Source organism: Haloferax namakaokahaiae, from assembly GCF_042663225.1.
GTDB classification, from domain to species: Archaea; Halobacteriota; Halobacteria; order Halobacteriales; family Haloferacaceae; genus Haloferax; species Haloferax namakaokahaiae.
Map to the genome: position 1 here is coordinate 1,648,066 of NZ_JBHTAA010000005.1, position 20,156 is coordinate 1,668,221.

Sequence of the window (20,156 nt, forward strand, 5' to 3'; positions counted from 1 at the left end):
TCCAAGTGAAGTCAATGCGAACAGCGGACCTAACGGGTCTCCCCGACGGGGTCACCGACGCCCTCCACGACGAGGGTATCGAGGAACTCTATCCCCCGCAGGCGGAGGCCGTCGAGGCGGGATTGACCGACGGCCAGAGCCTCGTCGCCGCCGTCCCGACAGCCAGCGGGAAGACGCTCGTCGCGGAACTCGCCATGCTGTCGAGTATCGCCCGCGGCGGGAAGGCGCTCTACATCGTCCCCTTGCGTGCGCTCGCCTCCGAGAAGAAAGCGGAGTTCGAACGCTGGGAGGAGTTCGGAATCACCGTCGGCGTCTCCACCGGCAACTACGACTCCACGAGCGAGTGGCTCTCCTCGCGCGATATCATCGTCGCCACGAGCGAGAAAGTGGATTCGCTCGTCCGCAACAACGCCTCGTGGATGGACGAACTCACCTGCGTCGTCTCCGACGAGGTCCACCTCGTCAACGACCGACACCGCGGGCCGACGCTCGAAGTGACGCTGGCGAAACTGCGGCGACTGAATCCGAGTCTGCAAGTCGTCGCCCTGTCGGCCACCGTCGGCAACGCGGGCGAAGTCGCCGACTGGTTGGACGCGACCTTGGTGCAATCCGACTGGCGACCGATCGACCTGAAGATGGGTGTCCACATCGGCAACGCCATCAACTTCGACGACGGGAGCCAACGCGAAGTTCCGGTCGCTAAAGGCGACCGGCAGGCACCCGCGCTCGTCGCCGACGCGTTGGACGGCGACGACGACGACGACCAAGGCTCCTCGCTCGTGTTCGTCAACTCCCGCAGAAACGCCGAGTCCGCGGCACGGCGCATGGCGGGCGTCACCGACGAGTACATCACCGGCGTCGAACGCGGCGAACTCGCCGAACTCGCCGCGGAGATACGCGACGTTTCGGACACCGAAACCTCCGACAACCTCGCCAACGTCGTCGCCAAGGGCGCGGCGTTCCACCACGCCGGACTCGCCGCCGAACACCGAACGCTCGTGGAGGACGCCTTCCGCGACAGACTCATCAAGTGCATCTGCGCGACGCCCACCCTCGCCGCGGGCGTCAACACCCCGAGTCGGCGCGTCATCGTCCGCGACTGGCAGCGCTACGACGGCGATTACGGCGGCATGAAACCGCTCGAAGTGCTCGAAGTCCACCAGATGATGGGCCGTGCCGGACGCCCGGGCCTCGACCCATACGGCGAGGCCGTCCTGCTCGCCAGCGACGTGGACACCCGCGACGAGCTATTTGAACGGTACATCTGGGCCGAGGCCGAAGAGGTGTACTCGAAACTCGCGGCCGAACCCGCGCTCCGAACCCACCTGCTCGCCACCGTCGCCTCCGGCTTTGCGCACACCCGCGAGGGCTTGCTCGAATTCCTCGACCAGACCCTCTATGCGACCCAAACCGACGACGACCAGCGGTTAGAACAGGTCACCGACCGGGTACTCAACTATTTGGAGGTCAACGGCTTCATCGAATTCGACAATCAGACGATTCGCGCAACTTCGATTGGGCACACTGTCTCGCGTCTCTACCTCGACCCGATGAGCGCCGCCGAAATCATCGACGGACTGGAGTGGGCCGCGAAGAGCCGGAACGAGAAGCTCCGCGAGTTAGAGGGAGAAGTCGAATCGAAGCCGAAGAAGCAACGGGAGGAACCCGGCGGCTTCCAGCGCGCCAGCGAGATGGCCACGTCCGACGACGGCGACGGCCCTATCGAGACCGACCGCACGTATCCGACCGCACTCGGGTTGTTCCATCTGGTCTGCCGCACCCCCGATATGTACCAGTTGTACCTGAAGTCGGGTGACAGAGAGACCTACACGGAACTCTGCTACGAGCGCGAACCCGAACTGCTGGGACGAGTCCCCTCCGAGTACGAGGACGTCGCCTTCGAAGACTGGCTCTCGGCGCTCAAGACCGCGAAACTCCTCGAAGACTGGACGCGAGAAGTTGACGAGGACCGAATCACCGACCGCTACGGCGTCGGCCCGGGCGATATTCGTGGCAAGGTCGAAACCGCCCAGTGGTTGCTCGGCGCGGCCGAACGCCTCGCCAGCGAGTTGGACCTCGACTCCGCACTCGCGGTCAGAGAGGCGAAAAAGCGCGTCGAGTACGGCGTGCGCGACGAACTGCTCGACCTCGCGGGCGTCCGCGGCGTCGGTCGAAAGCGCGCTCGCCGACTCTTCGAGGCGGGCATCGAGACGCGCGCAGACCTTCGGGAGGCACCGAAGGCGCACGTCCTCGCCGCGCTCCGTGGTCGCCGCAAGACGGCCGAAAACATTCTCGAAGCCGCGGGGCGAAAAGACCCCTCGATGGACGACGTGGACGAATCCGACGCGCCCGACGACGCGATTCCCGATGATTCTGGATTCGAGACGGCTAAAGACCGAGCGGACCAACAGGCCAGTCTGGGTGATTTCGAATGAGACTCCTCGAAGGCACGGTGACCATCGCCGACCTCGATGCGTTCATCGAGACGTTGGGCGAAGTCGCCGACGAGACGGAGACGACGATTCAGGCGTTCGACGCGCGGTTCGTCGTCAGTCGTGCGCACCTCGAACGAGCGGTGGAACTCGCGGACCGCGCCATCTCCCGCGGGAACGAAATCGCCCGCGACAGAGCGGTCGAAATCCTGCTGTATGCGAGCGGTCGCCGCCAAATCAACCGCGCCTTCGAGATGGGCGTCGGTGAGGGTGAGCGGTCGGTCGTGATTCTAATCGATGGCGACCACGAGGACGAAGCCGAAGAGAGACTGCTCGAACGCCTCGATATCGAGGCTGGACCGACGCTCGGCGAGCGGATGGACGAACCGCTCGTCCGCGACTTCTTCGATATCGGCGAGGAAGAACTCGCTGTCGTCGATGGTGACCTCGAAGCCCTCGTCGTCGAACGAGTGGCGCTGCTCACCGTCGAGAGATAGAGTTCCACACGAAACGGTCCCCTTGTGATTGTCTGACGCCGCCCTTCGTTTCAAGTGGAGAACGGGAGACGGCGTGGCCTCGGTGAGCAAAGAGCGTGAAAATGGTTACACCGCGGGAACAGAGATAGTTCCACCAGGATTCGAACCTGGGTCGTCGCCCCCAGAAGGCGACAGGATTGGCCACTACCCCATGGAACTTCGCACCCATTCGTAGTCAGTGGGTATTTGTAAACGTTGCGTGTCGCCGCGGGCGTGCGACGACGTGGCAATACGTCGGACAGACGTGCACAAACCACCAACTATTTGCCCCTGTTCTATCCAACTTCGTGTATGTACGTCGGACGATTCGTCGTCATCGGCCCCGGAATCGGTGGGTATCGCGTCTCCTCTCGGTCGTTCCCGAACCGTCAGGTCACAGACCGCGACGGCACGCTGACCGTCGGCCCGACGCCCGACGCCCCGGAGACCGACAACCCCTACATCGCCTACAACTGCGTCCGCGAGGGCGGCGACTACGTCGCCATCGGTAACGGGTCGCAGGTTGACCCCATCGCCGAGAAACTCGACCTCGGCTACCCGCCGCGTGACGCACTTGCGACGAGCCTGCTCGCACTCGACTACGAGAAAGACGACTACAACACGCCGCGCATCGCGGGCGTCGTCGGCGACGACGAGGCGTACATCGCCATCGTCCGCAAGGACGCGCTCATCGTCGAAGCCGTCTCTGAACCGACGCTGGTCGCTACCTACGAAGAAGACGACCCGCGGGCGTTCGCCCTCGACAGCGACGATGCAGCGGGTGTCGCACGCGAACTCTACGACCACGAGTTCGAACACGCCGTGTGCGCCGCGGCCGCCACCGTCGGCGACGACGTTGACATCGCGTTCTACAACGGCGAATAGTCTCGAAGACGAGGACGGTACTTTTTCAGCACTGCCGACGTAGAGAATTGGTACCTATGCGCATCGGCGTGATTTCCGATATCCACGGGAATCTGCCAGCACTCGAAGCGGTGGTAGCCGACATGCCGTCGGTCGAGCGCGTGGTCTGTGCCGGCGACGTGGTCGGCTACAACCCGTGGCCCGACGAGTGCGTCTCACTCCTCGTCGAACACGACGTGCCGACCGTCTCGGGCAACCACGACCGAGCGGTCGTCTCGGGGACGCCGTTTCGTTTCAACGCCATGGCGAAAGAGGGCGTCACCTTCGCCCAGAAAGCCATCAGCGCGGACTCGAAGGAGTGGCTCGCTTCCTTGCCGAACTCGCGGACCTGCTGCGACGACCGCGTCCGTATCGTCCACGGCCACCCCGAAAGCCCCGACCGCTACACCTACCCCGACGACTTTTCGGCCTCGCTCCTCGGCGACGAAGACGTGCTCGTCATGGGCCACACGCACGTCCAGGCACACAGCGTGTACGACGAGGGAATCGTCCTCAACCCGGGGAGCGTCGGCCAACCGCGCGACGGCGACCCCGAAGCGGCCTACGCGGTGGTCGATGTGGACGAACAGACCGTCGATGAACGCCGAGTCGCCTACGACATCGACCGCGTCGTCTCGCGGATTCACGCCGTCGGCTTGCCGTCGAAACTCGCCAGTCGGCTCTACAGCGGCTATTGAAACGGGAGAGAGAGATTACTCCGAGACGGGTTCGAGTTTCGCCGAGAAGTGTCGAAGCTCCTTCATCGGCGGTTCTTCGACGATTTCGAGACCCGAGTACTCCTCGGCGTTGTCGAGTACCGACGCGGCCGTCTCGGCGATGTGTTCGAGGTGTTCGTAGCTGTAGGTTCGGCGGGGCAGTGCGAGGCGGACGAGGTCAGGGCGGTCGGTGCCGGGGAAGGCGAAGCCGCCGAGTTCGACGCCGCGGACGCCGCCTTCGAGGTAGAGCGCGCAGACGAGTTCCTGTCCGGGGAACTGGTCTTTCGGGATGTGCGGGAAGATTTCGCTGGCGTCGAGGTAGACGGCGTGGCCGCCGGTCGGGAGATAGACGGGTACGTCGCGCTCGGAGAGTAAGTCACCCAACTCGGCGACTTGTTCGACTCGCTCTTCGACGTACGGGGGGGTGACGGCTTCGCGCAAGCCGACGGCCATGGCGTCGATGTCGCGTCCGGAGAGGCCGCCGTAGGTCGGAAAGCCCTCGTAGAGAATCGCGCGCTGTTTGGCGTGTTCGTACAGCGTCTCGTCGCGCATCGCGGCGAATCCGCCGATGTTGACGAGCGCGTCCTTCTTGCCCGACATGGTAATCGCGTCGGCGTGGGCGAACTGCTCGCGGGCGATATCGGCGATGCTCACGTCTTCGTAGCCGGGTTCGCGTTCCTTGATGAAGTGTGCGTTCTCGGCGAAGCGGCAGGCGTCGATGACGAACAGGGCGTCGATTTCGGTGGCGAACTCGGCGACGGCTTCGATGTTTTCCATCGAGACTGGCTGGCCGGCGACGGAGTTGTTCGTGATGGTGAGGACGACGACAGGGATGGCGTCTTCGCCGACTTCCTCGACGAGTGCCCAGCCCGCGTCGAGGTCGAAGTTCCCCTTGAACGGGTCGGTCGAGTCGGGGTCGCGCGCGGCGGGTGAGGGACAGTCGATTGGCTCTGCACCCTGATTGACGACGTGAGCGCGCGTCGTATCGAAGTGCGAGTTGTTCGGGACGACGTCGCCCTCTTCGAGGAGCGTCCCGTAGAGGACGTTCTCCGCGCCGCGGCCCTGATGGGTCGGGATGACGTAGTCGAAGCCCATCACGTCGCTGACCGAGTCGGCGAGACGGTGGAACGATTCGCTCCCGGCGTAGGCTTCGTCGCCGCGAATCATCGCCGCCCACTGGTCTGCCGACATCGTCCCCGTCCCGGAGTCGGTCAGCAGGTCGATGTACACGTCACGGGCGTCGAGGTTGAACGCGTTGTAACCCGCCTCGTCGAGCGCGGCTTCCCGCTCCTCGCGTGAGATGAGCCGAATCGGCTCGACCATCTTTGCCTTGTATGAACGCATACCCGAGACACGTCCGAAGATGTGAAGAAGTATGCCGGTTTAAAATCGAGCGACGGCGTGCGATTTTCGGCGTTCGTGAACGAGAGTGTGCATCAGTGTCTCCGGCAACAATCGCCGAAATAGTAATTGCCCTGACGAGACAGAGGTCGGGCGACGGCACTGAGGCGACGACGCCGTCGCGGACGAGAAGCTCGGGCCGAACGCCCGACTAGAACTGGTCTTGGATGATTTTCAGCGTCTCTTCGCGGTCGTCCCACGTGATGAAGATGGCCACCGACGTCGCCGAGGTAATCACGTCGTGGATGTTGATGCCCGCATCGGAGATTGGCTGGACGATGTCGAGGACGACGCCGGGGCGGTTGGGAAGTTCGCCGCCCGTGACGCGGATGACGGCGATGTTATCCTCGACGGTGACAGAAGAGAGCGCCTCGTCGGCGACGACGCGGTCGTGGAGGACCGCCTCGGCGCGGTTGGAGTCGTCTTCGTTGACGTAGAGCGTAATCGAGTCCATGCCCGAGGCGACCGAATCGACGTTGATAGATTCGTCGCGCAAGGCGACAGAGAGGTCCGCGAGGATGCCGGGTCGGTTGCGGATGGCGCGGCCGGCGACCGTGAGACACGCGAGCGGCTCTTCCTGCATGTCGATGAGGTTGTTGAACTGGCCTTCGATGAGCGTGCCGCCGGTCAAGAGGTCGCCGTGTTGGTAGTGGACGACGCGAACGTCGAGTCCGTCGTCCTTGTAGGAGAGCGCCGAGGGAGCGACGACTTCCGCGCCGCGGAACGAGAGATTCCGGAGTTCGTCCACGGTGATGCGGCCGACGTTTCGAGCACCTTCGACGACGCGCGGGTCGCCCGTCATGACGCCCTCGACGTCGGTCACGATGACGACTTCGTCGGCGTCCATGTACTTGCCGAGCATGACGGCCGTCGTGTCCGACCCGCCGCGACCGAGCGTCGTAATCTCGCCTTCGTGGTTCTGTGCGAGGAATCCGGTGACGACGGGGACGACGCCGTCGAGTTCGGCGGCGAGTTTCTCGGCACGCGCCTGCGTCGCTTCGACATCGACTTCGCCGAGGTCGTTCGTGATGACCGGCCACTCGTCGGAACCGGGTTCGACGAAGAGCGCCTGGACGCCGCGAGCGCTGAGTGCGGCTTTGAGCATCCGAACGCTCGTTCGCTCGCCCATCGAGACGATTTCGGCTCGGTCGCGGTCGTCGGCTTCGAACTTGATTTCGTCCAGCAGGTCGTCGGTCGTCGAACCCATCGCGGATGCGACGACGGCGATTTCGTGACCCGCTTCGACGGCCGCGGCGATGGAGTCCGCCGCGCGGTTGATGCGGTCACCGCTCCCGAGAGAGGTGCCGCCGAACTTGGCGACTACGCGCATCGTTCCTCCGAGCGCGCTCGTTTCAGCATCCGTTGGTGCTCAATCATGCGATTGGCTAACGCGGCGGGACGTATAACTATGTCCTCTTTTTCAACCGTTGCCTCCTTTCGTCAATTCGACAGACAGAGCCGAGATTTTACCCGATTTCTGGGCGGAGGTTTATACCCGAAGGCGGGGAATTATCGGCTATGGATGTGCGAGACGCCGTCGAAACGGACGCAGACCGGCTGGCGGCCCTTGCGAACGCACCGACCGCCGCGATGCGACGACTCGTCCGCGACCGGACGGTTCGCGTCGCCACCGACGACCTCGGGTCGGACCCGAACGCCGACACGCCGTCGGAGGCGGACCCGATTCACGGCTTCGTCGGCTTCGACGTGCGCGACGGTGTCGTCCACATCACGCGACTCGACGGGACCGAGACCGCAATCGAACGACTCCTCGAAGAACCGCTGGGGTTCGCGGCGACCGAGGGGTTGCCGGCCGAGATACTGCTCGTCGAGTCGGAAGCCGACATCGCGGCTATCGTCGAAGGCGCGGGATTCGAGCGGCTGGGCTACGGTCCCCGATTCGACGGCGAACGGACGGAACTGTATCGGTTAGAGGAGACCGCAGAAGACTGAGAGTCGGGACCGAAAGTCGGCGTGAATCGCTTCGTTAGCTGAACTTCCGTACCGTCATGCTCAGCGTGTCGAGGTCCACGATGGGAGCGTAGCCCGAGTCTGGGTCGATGTTGACGGACTTCTGGAAGTCGGTCTGTGACTGCCAACAGCCGGAGTTGACCGCAAGCACGTTGTGGTACTTTCCCCACCCGAGTTTGTGGACGTGGCCGGTGTGGAAGATGTCGGGGACCTCGCGCATGACCAGGTAGTCCTGTTCTTCGGGTGCGAGACGCGTGTGACCACCGAACTGCGGAGCGACGTGTCGCTTCTTCAGGAGTTGGTACATCGCCTTGTGCGGTTCGTCGTAACTCGCCTTCTCGGCCGGCAGCTCGGCGATAACCTCGTCGAGCGAGACGCCGTGGTACATGAGGATGTTGACGCCTTCGAGGGTGACCATCGCCGGGTTGCTCACGATACGCGGGTCGTGGGCGGACATAATCTCCCGGAGGTTGTCGTCGAATCCGGGTTGCGGTTCGGCGAGTCGGACCGCGTCGTGGTTGCCCGGAATCATCACGATTTCGAGGTCGCCGGGCACCTTCTTGAGGTGTTCCGAGAAGGCTTCGTACTGGTCGTAGATGTCGATGATGTCGAGTTCCTCGTCCTGATTCGGGTAGACGCCGACGCCTTCGACCATGTCGCCCGCGATGAGCAGGTACTCGACGTGTTCGGCCTCTTCGGTGTGAAGCCAGTTGGCGAACTCGTTCCAGGCGTCCTCCATGAACTCCTGACTGCCGACGTGGACGTCGGAGATGAGCGCCGCCTGGACGTGTCGGTCGGCCGTGTTCGGTCGGTGGCCCCGCGGCACGTCCGGGAAGTGGAGCGAATCGACGAAGAGGATGCCGGCGTCGCCCGAGAGCGTCCCCTGAACGGCGATACACTCGTCCATGAGGAGTTCGTTGACGGCGTCCGCGATGTCGCGGTCCTTCATCACGAGACACGGGAACGTCCCCGTGGTGTCTTCGAGTTCGATGAGCCAGTGACCGCTCTTGGTGGAGCGAACGTCGTTGACCAAGCCGATGAGTTCGGCTTCCTCGCCGCCGGACATGTTCGAGATTGCCTTCGCGGGGCGGTGGTTGACCCGGCCGCGGAGCATCTTCGAGAGCTTCTCGTAGCGGTCGCGGAACACTTTCACGAAGTCGTCGTACTCGCCGGTTCCCGTGGATTCGCCGGTCATGTCGTTGGCGATGGCGAGCGAGCGAAGCGAGAGGTCGGGGTTCCGCCCCGGCCACGACCCCCCTGTTTCCGATGGAGATGTTGATTGAGAAACATCCGAGCCAGCGGTCGATGTTGCAGGCGAAACAGGGGGGTCTGAACCGGTGTCGCCGCCGGCTGTCTTTCGGTGGGCCGACGAGGTCCTCTCGTCGTCGGTACTCGACGTTTCGGCCGTCGAGGGGTCCGAAACGGGTGCAGACGCGAGCACCTCACGAACGTGGGCGGCAGTGATACGGAGCGCGTCGTCGGGGACCGATTCGACGACCCGTGCGAGCGTCACCCCGGGTTCGTCGGAACCGGCGATGAGCGTGACGGCCTCGCGTTCCGCGTTGTAGCCGCGACTCACGAGTGCCCGAACGATGCGCGCCGGCGTCTCCAAAGGCACACCGCGGAGTGGGACGAGTGACGCCAAAAGGGTGCCGAAACCCAGAACGTTGAAACCCGGTCCGGCTAAACGGTGGGTGATGAGTGCTGACGATGGGCGCCCACCATCAGAGACGCCCTCCCGTAACCGCGACGCTACGTCTCCGCCCGATTCGAGCGAAGCACGCACACCCTCGCCCTCCAGCAACCGCGACGACGACGGACTCCTCGGCCGGTTCATGACGGCCCAAGACGGACCGCTGTTGTTCATCCGCGAGACCCTCACCAGCGTCGGCGCCGTGTTACTCATCGGCGCGCTCCTCTTCGCCGTGAGCGGCGTGTGGCCGCCGATGGTCGCCGTCGAGAGCGGGAGTATGGACCCACACATGCAGAAAGGCGACTTGATATTCATCACAGGTCCCGAGCGGTTCACCCCGGACGCCGCCGTCGATGGCACCTCAGTCGTCACCGCCGAGACGGGCGCAGAGATGGGCTATCGCTCGTTCAAAGGCTACGGCAGCGTCATCGTCTACGACAACCCGAGCATCGGTGGTCCCCCGATTATCCATCGCTCCATGCTCTGGGTCGAAGAAGGCGAGAACTGGTACGATAGAGCCAATCCGGAGTACATGGGCGCGGACAACTGCGAAGAACTCAGGTACTGTCCCGCACCGTACGCCGGCTTTATCACGAAGGGCGACGCCAACCCGGGCTACGACCAGGTGAGCGGCATCAGCGCGCCCGTCAAACCCGAGTGGGTCCAAGGGGTCGCACGCGTTCGCATCCCGTACCTCGGATGGGTCCGCCTGACGCTCGGCGGAACGCTCTCGGCCGCAACGCCGGTGACACCCGGACTGGGCTTCACTTCGGGTGCAGTGACCGCGTCGCAGGCGGCGCTGGCGCTCGCGTCCTGAATAAAAATCGAAGAAGCCGAATTCGGTTAGTTGTCGAACCGCGCTTGCACGAACGGTTGTGCGCTCTCGATATCGCTGAGACGAGAGTCTGAGAGGAGAACCGCTTCGGTCTCGTCGATAGGAACTGAGAGGCTAATCTCCTTGGTTCGGCCGTAGCGACCCTTCGAGACGACGACGGCGTTGACGATACCGAGCATGTCGAGTTCGGAGATGAGGTCGGTCACGCGCCGCTGGGTGAGGATGTCGGCGTCGATCTCCTCGCAGAGACGCTTGTAGATGTTGAACACCTCGCCCGTGTTGATGTTGCGGACGCCGTTCTTCTCGAGGAGGATGATAGAGAAGAGGACGATTTTCGACTGCGTGGGGAGCGTTCGGACGACTTCGACGACGCGGTCGAGTTCGATTTTGTCCTGTGCCTGCCGAACGTGGGTCTCCTCGACGGTGTCTGCCTGACCGCGTTCTGCGAGTTCGCCCGCAGTTCGGAGCAAGTCGAGTGCGCGGCGCGCGTCACCGTGTTCCTGCGCGGCGAACGCGGCACACAGCGGAATCACGTCGTCGGTGAGCGCGCCGGCTTTGAACGCCACGTCGGCGCGGTGTTGGAGGATGTCGCGGAGTTGGTTCGCGTCGTACGGCGGGAAGACGATTTCCTCCTCGCCCAGACTCGATTTGACCCGCGGGTCCAGAAAGTCGGTGAACTTCAGGTCGTTCGAGATACCCATGATGGAGATACGGGAGTTGTTCAGTTCCGAGTTCATCCGCGAGAGGTTGTACAGCGTGTCGTCGCCCGATTTCTCGACGAGTTTGTCGATTTCGTCGAGCATGATGACGACGACGCGTTCTTTGTAATCGACGGCGTCGAAGAAGGTCGTGTAGACGCGGTCGGTTGGCCACCCCGTCATCGGGACGGTCTCCATCTCGTCGGCATCCTCGGCGAGTTCGTCGGCGCGTTCGTCGATTTCTGCAATCGAACTGTAGGGGGTGTCGTCGAGCGCGTTCGGATTCTCCGTCGCGCGCGTTCGCATCTCGTCGAGTTGGTCGAGTTCGGTCTCGATGCGTTCGATGTTCTTCTCGATGAACTTGTTGGCGAGTTGGGCGAGTACGCGATACTGCGTGTCGGTTACCTCGCAGTTGATGTACTCGACTTCACAGGGAACGTCGTACTTCTGTGACGTGGATTCGAGTTCCTGACTCACGAACTTCGCACTCGCCGTCTTCCCGGTCCCCGTCTTCCCGTAGATGAGGATGTTCGACGGCGTCTCCCCGCGAAGTGCGGAGACGAGAATCGTCGCCATCTGGTTGATTTGGTCGGTCCGGTGGGGGAGTTCGTGTGGGGTGTACGACGGTCGGAGGACTTCCTTGTTCTCGAAGATTGGTTCGCCCGCCAGCAGGTCGTCGAACAGTCCTTTCGAGTTCTCGTCGTCGTTCAGGACGACTTTGTCGAGCCCGACCGCGGGGTCTTTGTGCTGATCGACATCAGTCTCGTCGGCGTCAGCGTCAGGACCGATGCTGGCTTCGATGTCGATGTCGTCCAGTGCGACCTCCCCCGAAGTCGCAGACGAATCACTCTCCGAGTCGGTTCCGCCTTCGTTTGCTTCGTCACCACGTGCCATCTCGTCGTCGTCCATCATGAGTACCCCCTTGTTTCGAGTGGAACGCGCCCGCGAAACGACCTAAATCGGAACAGAAACCCGGTATAGCGGGTTTCAGTCGTTGAAGCCGAAATAGGCGCGTCCAGATGATGCAAAGGAACCAAACGAATAGGCGCTACTAAAGTCTTACTTCTCTAACTCATTAATACGCTCGTAATCGAATCAGTCGGTCGAACGAGACTGCGTTGTTTCGAAAATAGTCACGAGAAGCCATAAGACACGGATTTTGGTCTTTCAAGAGAGACGAGAGATTCGGTCGTGAAGGAGTCCTCTCCCGGCCTAAAGACCACTTTCAGACCACCGTTTCGGCTGCTCAACCGTTCGATTGCTCGACTAATTCGGATAGCCCGTCATCCGGGTTCTGCTCGGTTTTCGGACGTTCGGTCTTCTCGTATTTCTCGGATGATGGGATGATGTTGTACTTACGCGCACGCCCAACGCGAACGCGACCGTGAAGGAGTCACACCGAGACCGTGCAGAAGCCACACCGAGACTCGACGCGGCACTCGATGCTGATGACACTTTGGCGTCGCCGACATCGACGAACGGGGCTGCGGTGATCGGTTCGTGGAGAATCGCTAGACTGTGTGCCGTCGAAAGGAGGAAAAGTGGGAGGTCGAATTCCACTCCACGAGAATTTTTGGTGGGGTGGACCCCTTCATTTCGCGTGGAGCCGGGTTTTCAGCCGTTCGCGTCTTAGACCGGTGAAGGAATCGAAAATCGGATTTTTCTGTCGGTTGTCGGCTGAATAGAATTGGTGTGTTTCCAGTTCGACGGGAAACCCCTCGGTGTGGAATGCCCCACACCCCTTCGTTTCGGGTGGAGAGTCTCGAAGGTGTGGGGCCAGTCTCGCGGCGTCTATACAACCCCGGGTTTTATTACTACCAATATCCTACCAAATCCGTAATAGAGGCAGTTTTGTTATTATTGTATGGTTGGGTGGTAAAATCAAGGACCGTTTCCCGTCTAGCGGTTTCACCCCCGACACCCGTTCGGGCGGCTCCACCTGAAACGAAGGGGTGGGGGTGTTGCGCCACTCGCGTACAGTTTCGATACCACCGTTTGACACGTTCTCGACCGCGGATATCTGATATTCCGGCAGTAGGGGCCTGCTACGTTCCATAACCCCACGTTTCCCGTCCACAGGAGAATGGTGGTTCACGATGCGTCCACCAGATGAGCCAACTCGTTCGACGTGAAACTCTGACCACTGTTCACGTAAGGCACGGTGACGACTGGCTTGGTACTGAGACCAGCCGAGTTTGACCGCTGAATATCGCTTGGATCGTCCAGTCTCATCGGTGGTCAGCGTCCAGTCTCATCAGTGGTCAGTGTTCAGTCTCGTCAGTGGTCAGCGTTCAGTCTCGTCAGGTTGGTCGGCTATCGCATTCCCTCGCGCATGCACGCGAGACCAACAATATGGCCACGATGAATTACCAACTCTCGTCGAGCGACGTTCGCTCTACGTGAATATTAACGGGCAAGACACCCGTATTCGCGGCGAAACGGCCGAATCTCTGATTCTGTCGTTCTGTCTCAAACGTGACTAATGTCTGACGTAGTGCTTAAGTGAGTACGGTTGGGTCATACCTGCATACGCCCTCCACGAAGACATTCGGGAGGAGCGGGAGGCCTCAGATGGGACTGCTTACAGATCTTAGAGACAGCATCTCACGAGCCGTCGACCGGCTCTTTTCGGAGAGCGAGCCAAAGCGAATCGGTATCTATGGCCCGCCGAACGCCGGGAAGACGACTCTTGCAAATCGTATCGCCCGTGACTGGACTGGTGACGCCATCGGTCCCGAGAGCCACATCCCTCACGAGACTCGTCGTGCTCGCCGCAAGGAGAACGTCGAGATCGAGCGTGACGGGAAGAAAGTCACCATCGATATCGTGGACACGCCGGGTGTCACGACGAAGGTAGACTACAAAGAGTTCCTCGACCACGACATGGAGAAAGACGACGCCGTCCGTCGGTCCCGCGAGGCCACGGAGGGTGTCGCCGAGGCAATGCACTGGCTTCGTGAAGACGTCGATGGCGTCATCTACGTGCTCGACAGCACGAAAGACCCCATCTCGCAAGTCAACACGATGCTCATCGGCATCATCGAGAGTCAGAACCTCCCGGTGCTCATCTTTGCGAACAAAATCGACCTCGACGATTCGAACGTCGAACGCATCGCCAACGCATACCCGCAGCACGAGACGGTCGAACTCTCGGCGCTCGAAGGAGAGAACATGGACGAAGTGTACTCGAAAATCGCAGAGTACTTTGGGTGAATGTAGATGCCTGAAGCAAAAGCACCAGACGGAAACTCGGGGGTTCAGATAGACCTGATTAGCGGCAACCGAATGTCGAATCTCACGAGTATGGAGAAGATTCGACTCATCTTGGACGGCGTCCGCGACGGCAACATCGTCATCCTCGAAGAGGGACTCGCCCCGGAAGAAGAGTCCAAACTCATCGAAGTGACGATGGCCGAAATCAGCCCGGACGAGTTCAACGGTATCGAAATCGAAACGTATCCGAGTTCGCAGGCGGGCGACCAAGGCTTCCTCGACCGACTCATGGGTCGGCAATCGGCGGCGAAGCTGACGGTCATCGGCCCGGCGAACCAAATCGAGACGCTCCACAAGGACGAGAACCTCATCAGCGCGCTCGTCTCGCGGAAGTAAGTCGAACAGACGAAGCACGCGCCACCCGGCGCCCACATCCACCAATGCCACATCAATGTACGACGTGCGGTAAGGTGTTCCCCGACGGCTCGAAGCAGATGCTCTCGGGGTGCCCAGGTTGCGGCGGCAACAAGTTCCAATTCCAGCCCAAGACGACGAAACAAGCGGGCGAATCGGACGGCAGCGCCGCCAGCGACGCATCCGGCACCGGAACGCGCGACTTGACCTCATCTGCCGCAGACGCAGTGCGACAGCGAGCAGCACAGGCCACAGACCAATCGAGCGACGAACTCGACGAGGACATGACGGTGAGCGACTGGGTCGATAGCCAGCGCACGCCGGAACAGACCGGTGCGACGGCCACTCCCGACTCGTCGCTAGCGGACGACACGACCACGCCCCGAGAGGGTGCTGGCTCACCCGAAGGTACTGACTCACCCGACGGCACTGTCTCATCCGAAGACGGTACTGCCGTACCTGAGGACAGCGCACCCGACCACGGCACGTCAGCCGCAGAGTCGGGTCGCGCCCAGTCGTCCGACCAGACGAGAGAATGGGGCGAGTGGCCGTCGAAACCGGGCGAAGACGACGAGTCGGAGACGCCACAGACCGACCGAACACAGACACGGTCTCGGTCACAGACCGACTCGGACCGCCCGATTCGAGCACGAATCGAAGAAGACGAGGACAACTCCCAGAAGAGTGCTCGAAGCGACGTCGTCTCGCCCGAGGAACTCGCCGCGTATCGAGAGACGGACGTCGAACCGTCCCCGTCGGCGTCTCAGACGCCCTCCGAGGCTCCCACTCCCGAATCACACCCCGCGCGCGAGAACGCTACGTCAGAGTCGTCGCGTCCGACGGCGGAAGACGGAACGGTCATCGAACCGTCGTCGGACGAACGCCCGTCGCTCGACCAACTCCGCGAAGAACTCAACGACCAGTTCGAGAGCATTAAAATCGTCAACCCGGGTCAGTACGAACTGAACCTGATGGAGTTGTACGACCGAGACGAGTACATCATCTCGCTCAAAGAAGACGGACGCTACGTCATCGAAGTCCCCGACGCGTGGGGGCCGGGCGATAGAGACGACTGACCTCGTTCGATAGAGGCGACGGACCTCGTTCGATAGAGGCGACGGACCTCGTTCGATAGAGGCGACGGACCTCGTTCGATACTCACTGTTCGAACGGCGACCGCTCCTCTTGAACTTCCTCACTTCCAGTCTTCAGAACCCCCTTGCTTCCAGTGGAGATGCGTCTTTGTTCAGATGCGAGTAATCTCTCTCATGGTAGGTAATGACTGGCACAATCGTTATATACGGGAATTGAGAGTATATTCACACGAGGGGAGACGAGATGTCAAAACCGTACAATCAGAAGGTCGCAGAGTGGGCGGCGCTCGTTGGGTCGTCACTTCCGACTGCGCCAGACGACCCTGAGTTCGAAGCCACCACCGGCACCGAGTAAGCCGCGCGTGGTGGCGTTGTAACCGACCGGACTACTTTCACCGTACTACGCGAACCCTTATCGGCAAGCACGCGCAATCGCCACCGATGGTGGCCACTCAGGACGCCGCGTACGTTGACCATCCGCTACTCATCCCAGAGTTCATCGAGCGACGCCTCTACCAGATTCAACTCGCGGGGGCCGCCCGCGAGGCGAACACGCTCGTGTGCCTGCCGACCGGTCTCGGCAAGACGACGGTGAGTCTGTTGGTCACGGCCGAGCGGTTACACGAAGTCGGTGGGAAATCGCTCTTTCTCGCGCCGACGAAACCGCTCGTCCAGCAGCACGCGGACTTCTATCGGACGGCGCTCGACATCCCCGAAGAGGATATCGTCGTCTTCACCGGCGACGTGCGACCCGACGACCGGGCCGCCCTCTGGAACGACGCGCAAATCGTCATCGCCACCCCGCAGGTCGTCGAGAACGACCTCATCGGCAACCGAATCTCGCTCGCGGACGTGACGCACCTCACCTTCGACGAGTGTCACCGCGCGAGCGGCGACTACGCCTACGTCTACATCGGCGAGCGCTACCTCGCTGACGCGAAACACCCGCTCGTCACGGGGATGAGCGCCTCGCCCGGCGGTGACGAAGAAGCCATTCTGGACGTCTGTGAGAACCTCGGACTCAGCGAAGTCGAGGTCATGACCGAAGAGGACGCCGACGTGGCCGAGTACACTCACGACACCGACGTGGAGTGGGTGCGCATCCAACTCCCCGACGAGATTCTGGAGATTCGTGACGCGCTCAACGAGGTCATCAAAGACAGACTGGAGAAACTCAAGCAGTTGGGCGTCGCCAAATCCACGAAACCCGACGTCTCGCAGAAGAACCTCAACCGGATGCGCGCGGAACTCCAGCGTCTCATGAACGCCGACAAGTCGGAGGGGTACAAGGGAATGTCCACGCACGCGGAGGTGATGAAACTCCGCCGCGCCGTCGAACTCGTCGAGACCCAATCCGTCGAGTCGGTCCGGCGGTACTTCGAACGCCAGCGCAACGCCGCTCGCTCGTCGGGCGCGTCGAAGGCGAGCCAACGCCTCGTCGCCGAACCGAAGGTCCGCGAAGCCATGCGCAAAGCCGAGTCGTTCGACGGTCTCCACCCGAAGTTCCGCCGGACTCGAATCCTCCTCGCCGAGACGCTCGGACTCAACGACGGCGAGCGAGTCATCGTCTTCACCGAGTCGCGCGACACCGCCGAGGCGCTCGTCGAGTTCCTCTCGGAGAACTTCTCTGTCCACCGATTCGTCGGGCAAGGTGACCGCGAAGGCTCCTCGGGCATGACCCAGAAAGAACAGCAGGAGACGCTCGACCAGTTCAGAGCTGGCGAGTTCGAGGTGCTCGTCTCCACCTCTGTCGCCGAAGAGGGTCTCGACGTGCCGGAAGTCGATTTGGTGCTCTTTTTCGAACCCGTGCCGACGGCCATTCGCTCCATCCAGCGCAAGGGCCGAACCGGCCGTCAGGCAGACGGCCGCGTCGTCGTCCTGCTCGCCGAGGACACCCGCGACGAGGCCTACTTCTGGATTTCTCGCCGCCGCGAGAAGACGATGAAACAGGAACTCCGCGAACTCAAAGGCTCGGCACCCGACATCGAAGCCGAGTTGGACAGCGCCCAGCAGGCGCTCGCGTCGTTCGCATCGAGTGAGAATTCGACCGCATCGACTGAGAGTTCCACCGGAAACGAGGGGGTTGAGGGGGGCGAATCGACCGCCCAATCGACGACGACCGCGGCCGCTTCGGCTGGTGAGACAAACGGCCAATCGGGTCTCGCCGACTTCGGCCCCTCCGACGAGGAACTCGCGCGCGCGGAACCGGACGGTGAGGTGGACGAAGCGACCGACGAGAGCGAGTCGGACGCGAAGGCGTCGGACGTGAAGGCGTCGGACGTAGATGAGTCCGATGACGAACCAGACGGTGACGACGGCGAGACCGAGTCGGCCGAACCCACCGGCACTATCGCCAAAGCCCAGTCCGACGAGGGCGTCGAAATCGTCGTAGACCAGCGCGAACTCGACTCCAACATCGCGCGCACCCTCTCGAAGCGCGAGGACCTGACGACGCGACTCGAAACCCTCGCCGTCGGCGACTACGTCCTCTCGGACCGCGTCGCAGTCGAGCGCAAGAGCGTCTCCGACTTCCTCGATACGCTCACCGGCGGTGACCGTTCGATTTTCGAGCAAATCGCCGACCTGACGCGGCACTACGCGCGGCCGATACTCATCGTCGAAGGCCGCGGACTCTACGAGGAGCGCAACATCCACCCCGGCGCGATTCGCGGCGCGCTCTCCTCGATTGCGGTCGATTTCGGCGTGAGCGTCCTCTTCACCGAAGACGAGGACGACACCGCCGAGATGCTCGCAACCATCGCACTCCGAGAGCAGACAGAACGCGAGCGCACCGTGAGCGTCCACGGCGGCAAGAGTTCGAAGACGCTGGCCGAACAACAGGAGTACGTCGTCTCCGCCATCGCCGACATCGGCCCGGTCACCGCCCGCAACCTCCTCGAAGCGTTCGGCACCGTCGAGGCGGTGATGATTGCGAGCGAAGACGAACTCCAGGACGTGCGCGGGGTCGGTGCGGTCACAGCCGAGCGAATCCGAGAAGTCATCGGCGCTGACTATCGGTAACGACACGAAAAACCTTCATTACCTCTCCTATCCATCTGCCGATAACTGCCAGTACATCGTGTCGAATCGGTCGTTCACGATTTACTATCACTCACGATTGTTGTATCGCAACAAACATTATGTGGGTGGCGCACAATTTACTACTCGAAGATGAGTAATAATTTCGCGGATGCTGACGAGTCAGTCAAGCAGCGGAAGTTCTACGGCGAGCCACAGCACGAGGACGCGGATGTGGACGACCGAGATATATTCGTCGCCGCGAGTGAAGACCCAGAGATCGAAGAAGAAGAAGCGGACGAGCGCGCGCTCTACTGCCACATGCCGCACTTCCGTCCGAGCGACCAGAAATACGCGGCAAGCAGTCTGACCGCCAACCACGCGTCGGTCGCCTAACTCGGCTGTTCGACCCACTCGGGGACGACAGTCACCGAAGTCGTCTCTACGCGTCAGTGCTATTGACGGGGAACTAAAATACGCGTACCTCGATTTTCTGCGGCGATAAAGTGACTTCTCCTATCGGTCGAGTGCGGCGAGCGCCTTGGCCGCCTCGCGCGCGGCGGCGAGGTACTCTTTCGCGCGGTGCGGGTCGTCGGTCTTCGCGGCTTCGTTCGCGGCCCACGTCAGCGTCTCGACGAGCGACTCGCGCGCGGCACTCAGGCTCGCATCGCCGGTTCGCTGGCGCTGGGTCGGTTGTTGGCCCGACTGCTGACCCGGTTGCTGAGTACGTCCTTGCTGTGGCGGTGCCGACGCTGAACCCTCCGCCGTCTGGGCCGGCGTCTCGCTCTCGGCGTGTTCGCTGCGTTCGACTGGCCGCGGTGCGGTCGATTTCCCGTCGGAGACGACCTCCGTGGCGACTTCTTCGGCGGCGCTCGCCGCGTCGGCGTCGGCCGCGCTCGCCTGTTGACCTTCGGCCTGGCACGACGGGCAGAACTCTTGGCCGTTGTAGCGAAAGAGCGGGTCGCCACACTGCGGACAGTGTTTGTTGGTCATCGTCGCCCCTTTGAGGAGGAGTTCGCTCATGCGCTGTGTGGAGTCGCGTTTCTGTTCGTCGCGCTCGTACTTCTCGCGGAGACGCTGCCGCTCTTTTTCCTTATCGAAGTCGCTCATATCCAGTGCGTGGCGAGCAACGTCGAAAAATCCAGCGGCGCGGACTCGAAGAACCCGCGCACTGCGTGCGACTAGGCTCTCGAAGTTCGACGCACGACGTACCCGAAAATCGACAGACACGGTACCGATGTCCGTTCCGAAAC

At 62.1% G+C, this 20,156-nt stretch carries 16 protein-coding genes and 1 tRNA gene; 11 read left to right on the top strand and 6 right to left on the bottom strand.

The genetic code is table 11. The features are described 5' to 3' along the window. Nucleotides 1-14: 14 nt before the first annotated feature. The gene (locus tag ACFQJC_RS16330; RefSeq protein ID WP_390225348.1) at nt 15-2,435 is read left to right on the top strand and encodes an ATP-dependent DNA helicase; all 2,421 of its coding nucleotides are present in this window, start codon (nt 15-17) and stop codon (nt 2,433-2,435) included. Next, nucleotides 2,432-2,929 carry a KEOPS complex subunit Cgi121 gene (cgi121, locus tag ACFQJC_RS16335; protein ID WP_390225350.1) on the top strand — a complete coding sequence of 166 codons (498 nt, stop codon included), beginning with the start codon at nt 2,432-2,434 and terminating at the stop codon, nt 2,927-2,929. The genes ACFQJC_RS16330 and cgi121 overlap by 4 nt, the downstream gene beginning before the upstream one ends. 125 nt (nt 2,930-3,054) lie before the next feature. Here the strand turns inward: cgi121 and ACFQJC_RS16340 are convergent. Further along, nucleotides 3,055-3,127: transfer RNA gene (locus ACFQJC_RS16340), tRNA-Gln, on the bottom strand. A 132-nt stretch (nt 3,128-3,259) separates the two neighbouring features. Here ACFQJC_RS16340 and ACFQJC_RS16345 point away from each other — a divergent pair. Together ACFQJC_RS16345 and ACFQJC_RS16350 are read left to right on the top strand one after the other, a co-directional pair. Further along, nucleotides 3,260-3,832 (top strand): IMP cyclohydrolase, encoded by a 573-nt coding sequence (locus ACFQJC_RS16345; protein ID WP_390225352.1) that lies wholly within the window; start codon nt 3,260-3,262, stop codon nt 3,830-3,832. A 56-nt stretch (nt 3,833-3,888) separates the two neighbouring features. Further along, nucleotides 3,889-4,548, top strand: coding sequence for a metallophosphoesterase family protein (locus ACFQJC_RS16350; RefSeq protein ID WP_390225355.1), 660 nt, complete (start codon nt 3,889-3,891; stop codon nt 4,546-4,548). A gap of 15 nt (nt 4,549-4,563) precedes the next feature. Here the strand turns inward: ACFQJC_RS16350 and ACFQJC_RS16355 are convergent, their stop codons facing one another. Further along, nucleotides 4,564-5,910 (bottom strand): tryptophanase, encoded by a 1,347-nt coding sequence (locus ACFQJC_RS16355; protein ID WP_390225358.1) that lies wholly within the window; start codon nt 5,908-5,910, stop codon nt 4,564-4,566. A gap of 208 nt (nt 5,911-6,118) precedes the next feature. Further along, the gene (locus tag ACFQJC_RS16360; RefSeq protein ID WP_390225360.1) at nt 6,119-7,297 is read right to left on the bottom strand and encodes an aspartate kinase; all 1,179 of its coding nucleotides are present in this window, start codon (nt 7,295-7,297) and stop codon (nt 6,119-6,121) included. Nucleotides 7,298-7,485: 188 nt separating this feature from the next. On the opposite strand from ACFQJC_RS16360, the gene ACFQJC_RS16365 reads away from it, so the two are divergent. Continuing rightward, entirely contained in the window at nt 7,486-7,920 is a 435-nt protein-coding gene (locus ACFQJC_RS16365; RefSeq protein ID WP_390225362.1) for a hypothetical protein, read from the top strand. Between the two features lie 34 nt (nt 7,921-7,954). On the opposite strand, the gene ACFQJC_RS16370 is transcribed toward ACFQJC_RS16365, so the two are convergent. Continuing rightward, nucleotides 7,955-9,556 (bottom strand): DNA-directed DNA polymerase II small subunit, encoded by a 1,602-nt coding sequence (locus ACFQJC_RS16370; protein WP_390225364.1) that lies wholly within the window; start codon nt 9,554-9,556, stop codon nt 7,955-7,957. A 79-nt stretch (nt 9,557-9,635) separates the two neighbouring features. Here ACFQJC_RS16370 and ACFQJC_RS16375 point away from each other — a divergent pair, with 79 nt between their 5' ends. Beyond that, nucleotides 9,636-10,448, top strand: a complete 813-nt coding sequence (locus ACFQJC_RS16375) for a S24/S26 family peptidase (RefSeq protein ID WP_390225367.1) — start codon at nt 9,636-9,638, stop codon at nt 10,446-10,448. A gap of 26 nt (nt 10,449-10,474) precedes the next feature. Here the strand turns inward: ACFQJC_RS16375 and ACFQJC_RS16380 are convergent, their stop codons facing one another. Continuing rightward, entirely contained in the window at nt 10,475-12,073 is a 1,599-nt protein-coding gene (locus tag ACFQJC_RS16380; protein ID WP_390225661.1) for a Cdc6/Cdc18 family protein, read from the bottom strand. Between the two features lie 1,662 nt (nt 12,074-13,735). On the opposite strand from ACFQJC_RS16380, the gene ACFQJC_RS16385 reads away from it, so the two are divergent. The 5 genes from ACFQJC_RS16385 (at nt 13,736) to ACFQJC_RS16405 (ending at nt 19,299) form a co-directional block, all read left to right on the top strand. After that, complete coding sequence (locus ACFQJC_RS16385) at nt 13,736-14,377, top strand: Era-like GTP-binding protein (RefSeq protein WP_390225369.1); 642 nt, start codon at nt 13,736-13,738, stop codon at nt 14,375-14,377. 6 nt (nt 14,378-14,383) lie between these two features. Further along, nucleotides 14,384-14,773, top strand: a complete 390-nt coding sequence (locus ACFQJC_RS16390; RefSeq protein ID WP_390225371.1) for a DUF2073 domain-containing protein — start codon at nt 14,384-14,386, stop codon at nt 14,771-14,773. Between the two features lie 74 nt (nt 14,774-14,847). Beyond that, nucleotides 14,848-15,867, top strand: a complete 1,020-nt coding sequence (locus tag ACFQJC_RS16395; RefSeq protein ID WP_417377309.1) for an OapC/ArvC family zinc-ribbon domain-containing protein — start codon at nt 14,848-14,850, stop codon at nt 15,865-15,867. A 459-nt stretch (nt 15,868-16,326) separates the two neighbouring features. After that, entirely contained in the window at nt 16,327-18,906 is a 2,580-nt protein-coding gene (locus tag ACFQJC_RS16400; RefSeq protein WP_390225374.1) for a DEAD/DEAH box helicase, read from the top strand. Nucleotides 18,907-19,056: 150 nt separating this feature from the next. Continuing rightward, complete coding sequence (locus tag ACFQJC_RS16405; protein WP_390225376.1) at nt 19,057-19,299, top strand: hypothetical protein; 243 nt, start codon at nt 19,057-19,059, stop codon at nt 19,297-19,299. A gap of 120 nt (nt 19,300-19,419) precedes the next feature. On the opposite strand, the gene ACFQJC_RS16410 is transcribed toward ACFQJC_RS16405, so the two are convergent. Then, nucleotides 19,420-20,013 (bottom strand): Sjogren's syndrome/scleroderma autoantigen 1 family protein, encoded by a 594-nt coding sequence (locus ACFQJC_RS16410; protein ID WP_390225378.1) that lies wholly within the window; start codon nt 20,011-20,013, stop codon nt 19,420-19,422. Nucleotides 20,014-20,156 lie beyond the last annotated feature (143 nt).

Excerpts from the sequence above, each read along its gene's own strand:
- ACFQJC_RS16345 (WP_390225352.1), top strand. The coding sequence starts at position 3,260 with ATGTACGTCGGACGATTCGTCGTCATCGGCCCCGGAATCGGTGGGTAT.
- cgi121 (WP_390225350.1), top strand. The coding sequence starts at position 2,432 with ATGAGACTCCTCGAAGGCACGGTGACCATCGCCGACCTCGATGCGTTC.
- ACFQJC_RS16360 (WP_390225360.1), bottom strand. The coding sequence starts at position 7,297 with ATGCGCGTAGTCGCCAAGTTCGGCGGCACCTCTCTCGGGAGCGGTGAC.
- ACFQJC_RS16400 (WP_390225374.1), top strand. The coding sequence starts at position 16,327 with ATGGTGGCCACTCAGGACGCCGCGTACGTTGACCATCCGCTACTCATC.
- ACFQJC_RS16365 (WP_390225362.1), top strand. The coding sequence starts at position 7,486 with ATGGATGTGCGAGACGCCGTCGAAACGGACGCAGACCGGCTGGCGGCC.
- ACFQJC_RS16380 (WP_390225661.1), bottom strand. The coding sequence starts at position 12,073 with ATGGACGACGACGAGATGGCACGTGGTGACGAAGCAAACGAAGGCGGA.
- ACFQJC_RS16355 (WP_390225358.1), bottom strand. The coding sequence starts at position 5,910 with ATGCGTTCATACAAGGCAAAGATGGTCGAGCCGATTCGGCTCATCTCA.
- ACFQJC_RS16410 (WP_390225378.1), bottom strand. The coding sequence starts at position 20,013 with ATGAGCGACTTCGATAAGGAAAAAGAGCGGCAGCGTCTCCGCGAGAAG.
- ACFQJC_RS16385 (WP_390225369.1), top strand. The coding sequence starts at position 13,736 with ATGGGACTGCTTACAGATCTTAGAGACAGCATCTCACGAGCCGTCGAC.
- ACFQJC_RS16390 (WP_390225371.1), top strand. The coding sequence starts at position 14,384 with ATGCCTGAAGCAAAAGCACCAGACGGAAACTCGGGGGTTCAGATAGAC.
- ACFQJC_RS16330 (WP_390225348.1), top strand. The coding sequence starts at position 15 with ATGCGAACAGCGGACCTAACGGGTCTCCCCGACGGGGTCACCGACGCC.
- ACFQJC_RS16350 (WP_390225355.1), top strand. The coding sequence starts at position 3,889 with ATGCGCATCGGCGTGATTTCCGATATCCACGGGAATCTGCCAGCACTC.
- ACFQJC_RS16375 (WP_390225367.1), top strand. The coding sequence starts at position 9,636 with ATGAGTGCTGACGATGGGCGCCCACCATCAGAGACGCCCTCCCGTAAC.
- ACFQJC_RS16405 (WP_390225376.1), top strand. The coding sequence starts at position 19,057 with ATGAGTAATAATTTCGCGGATGCTGACGAGTCAGTCAAGCAGCGGAAG.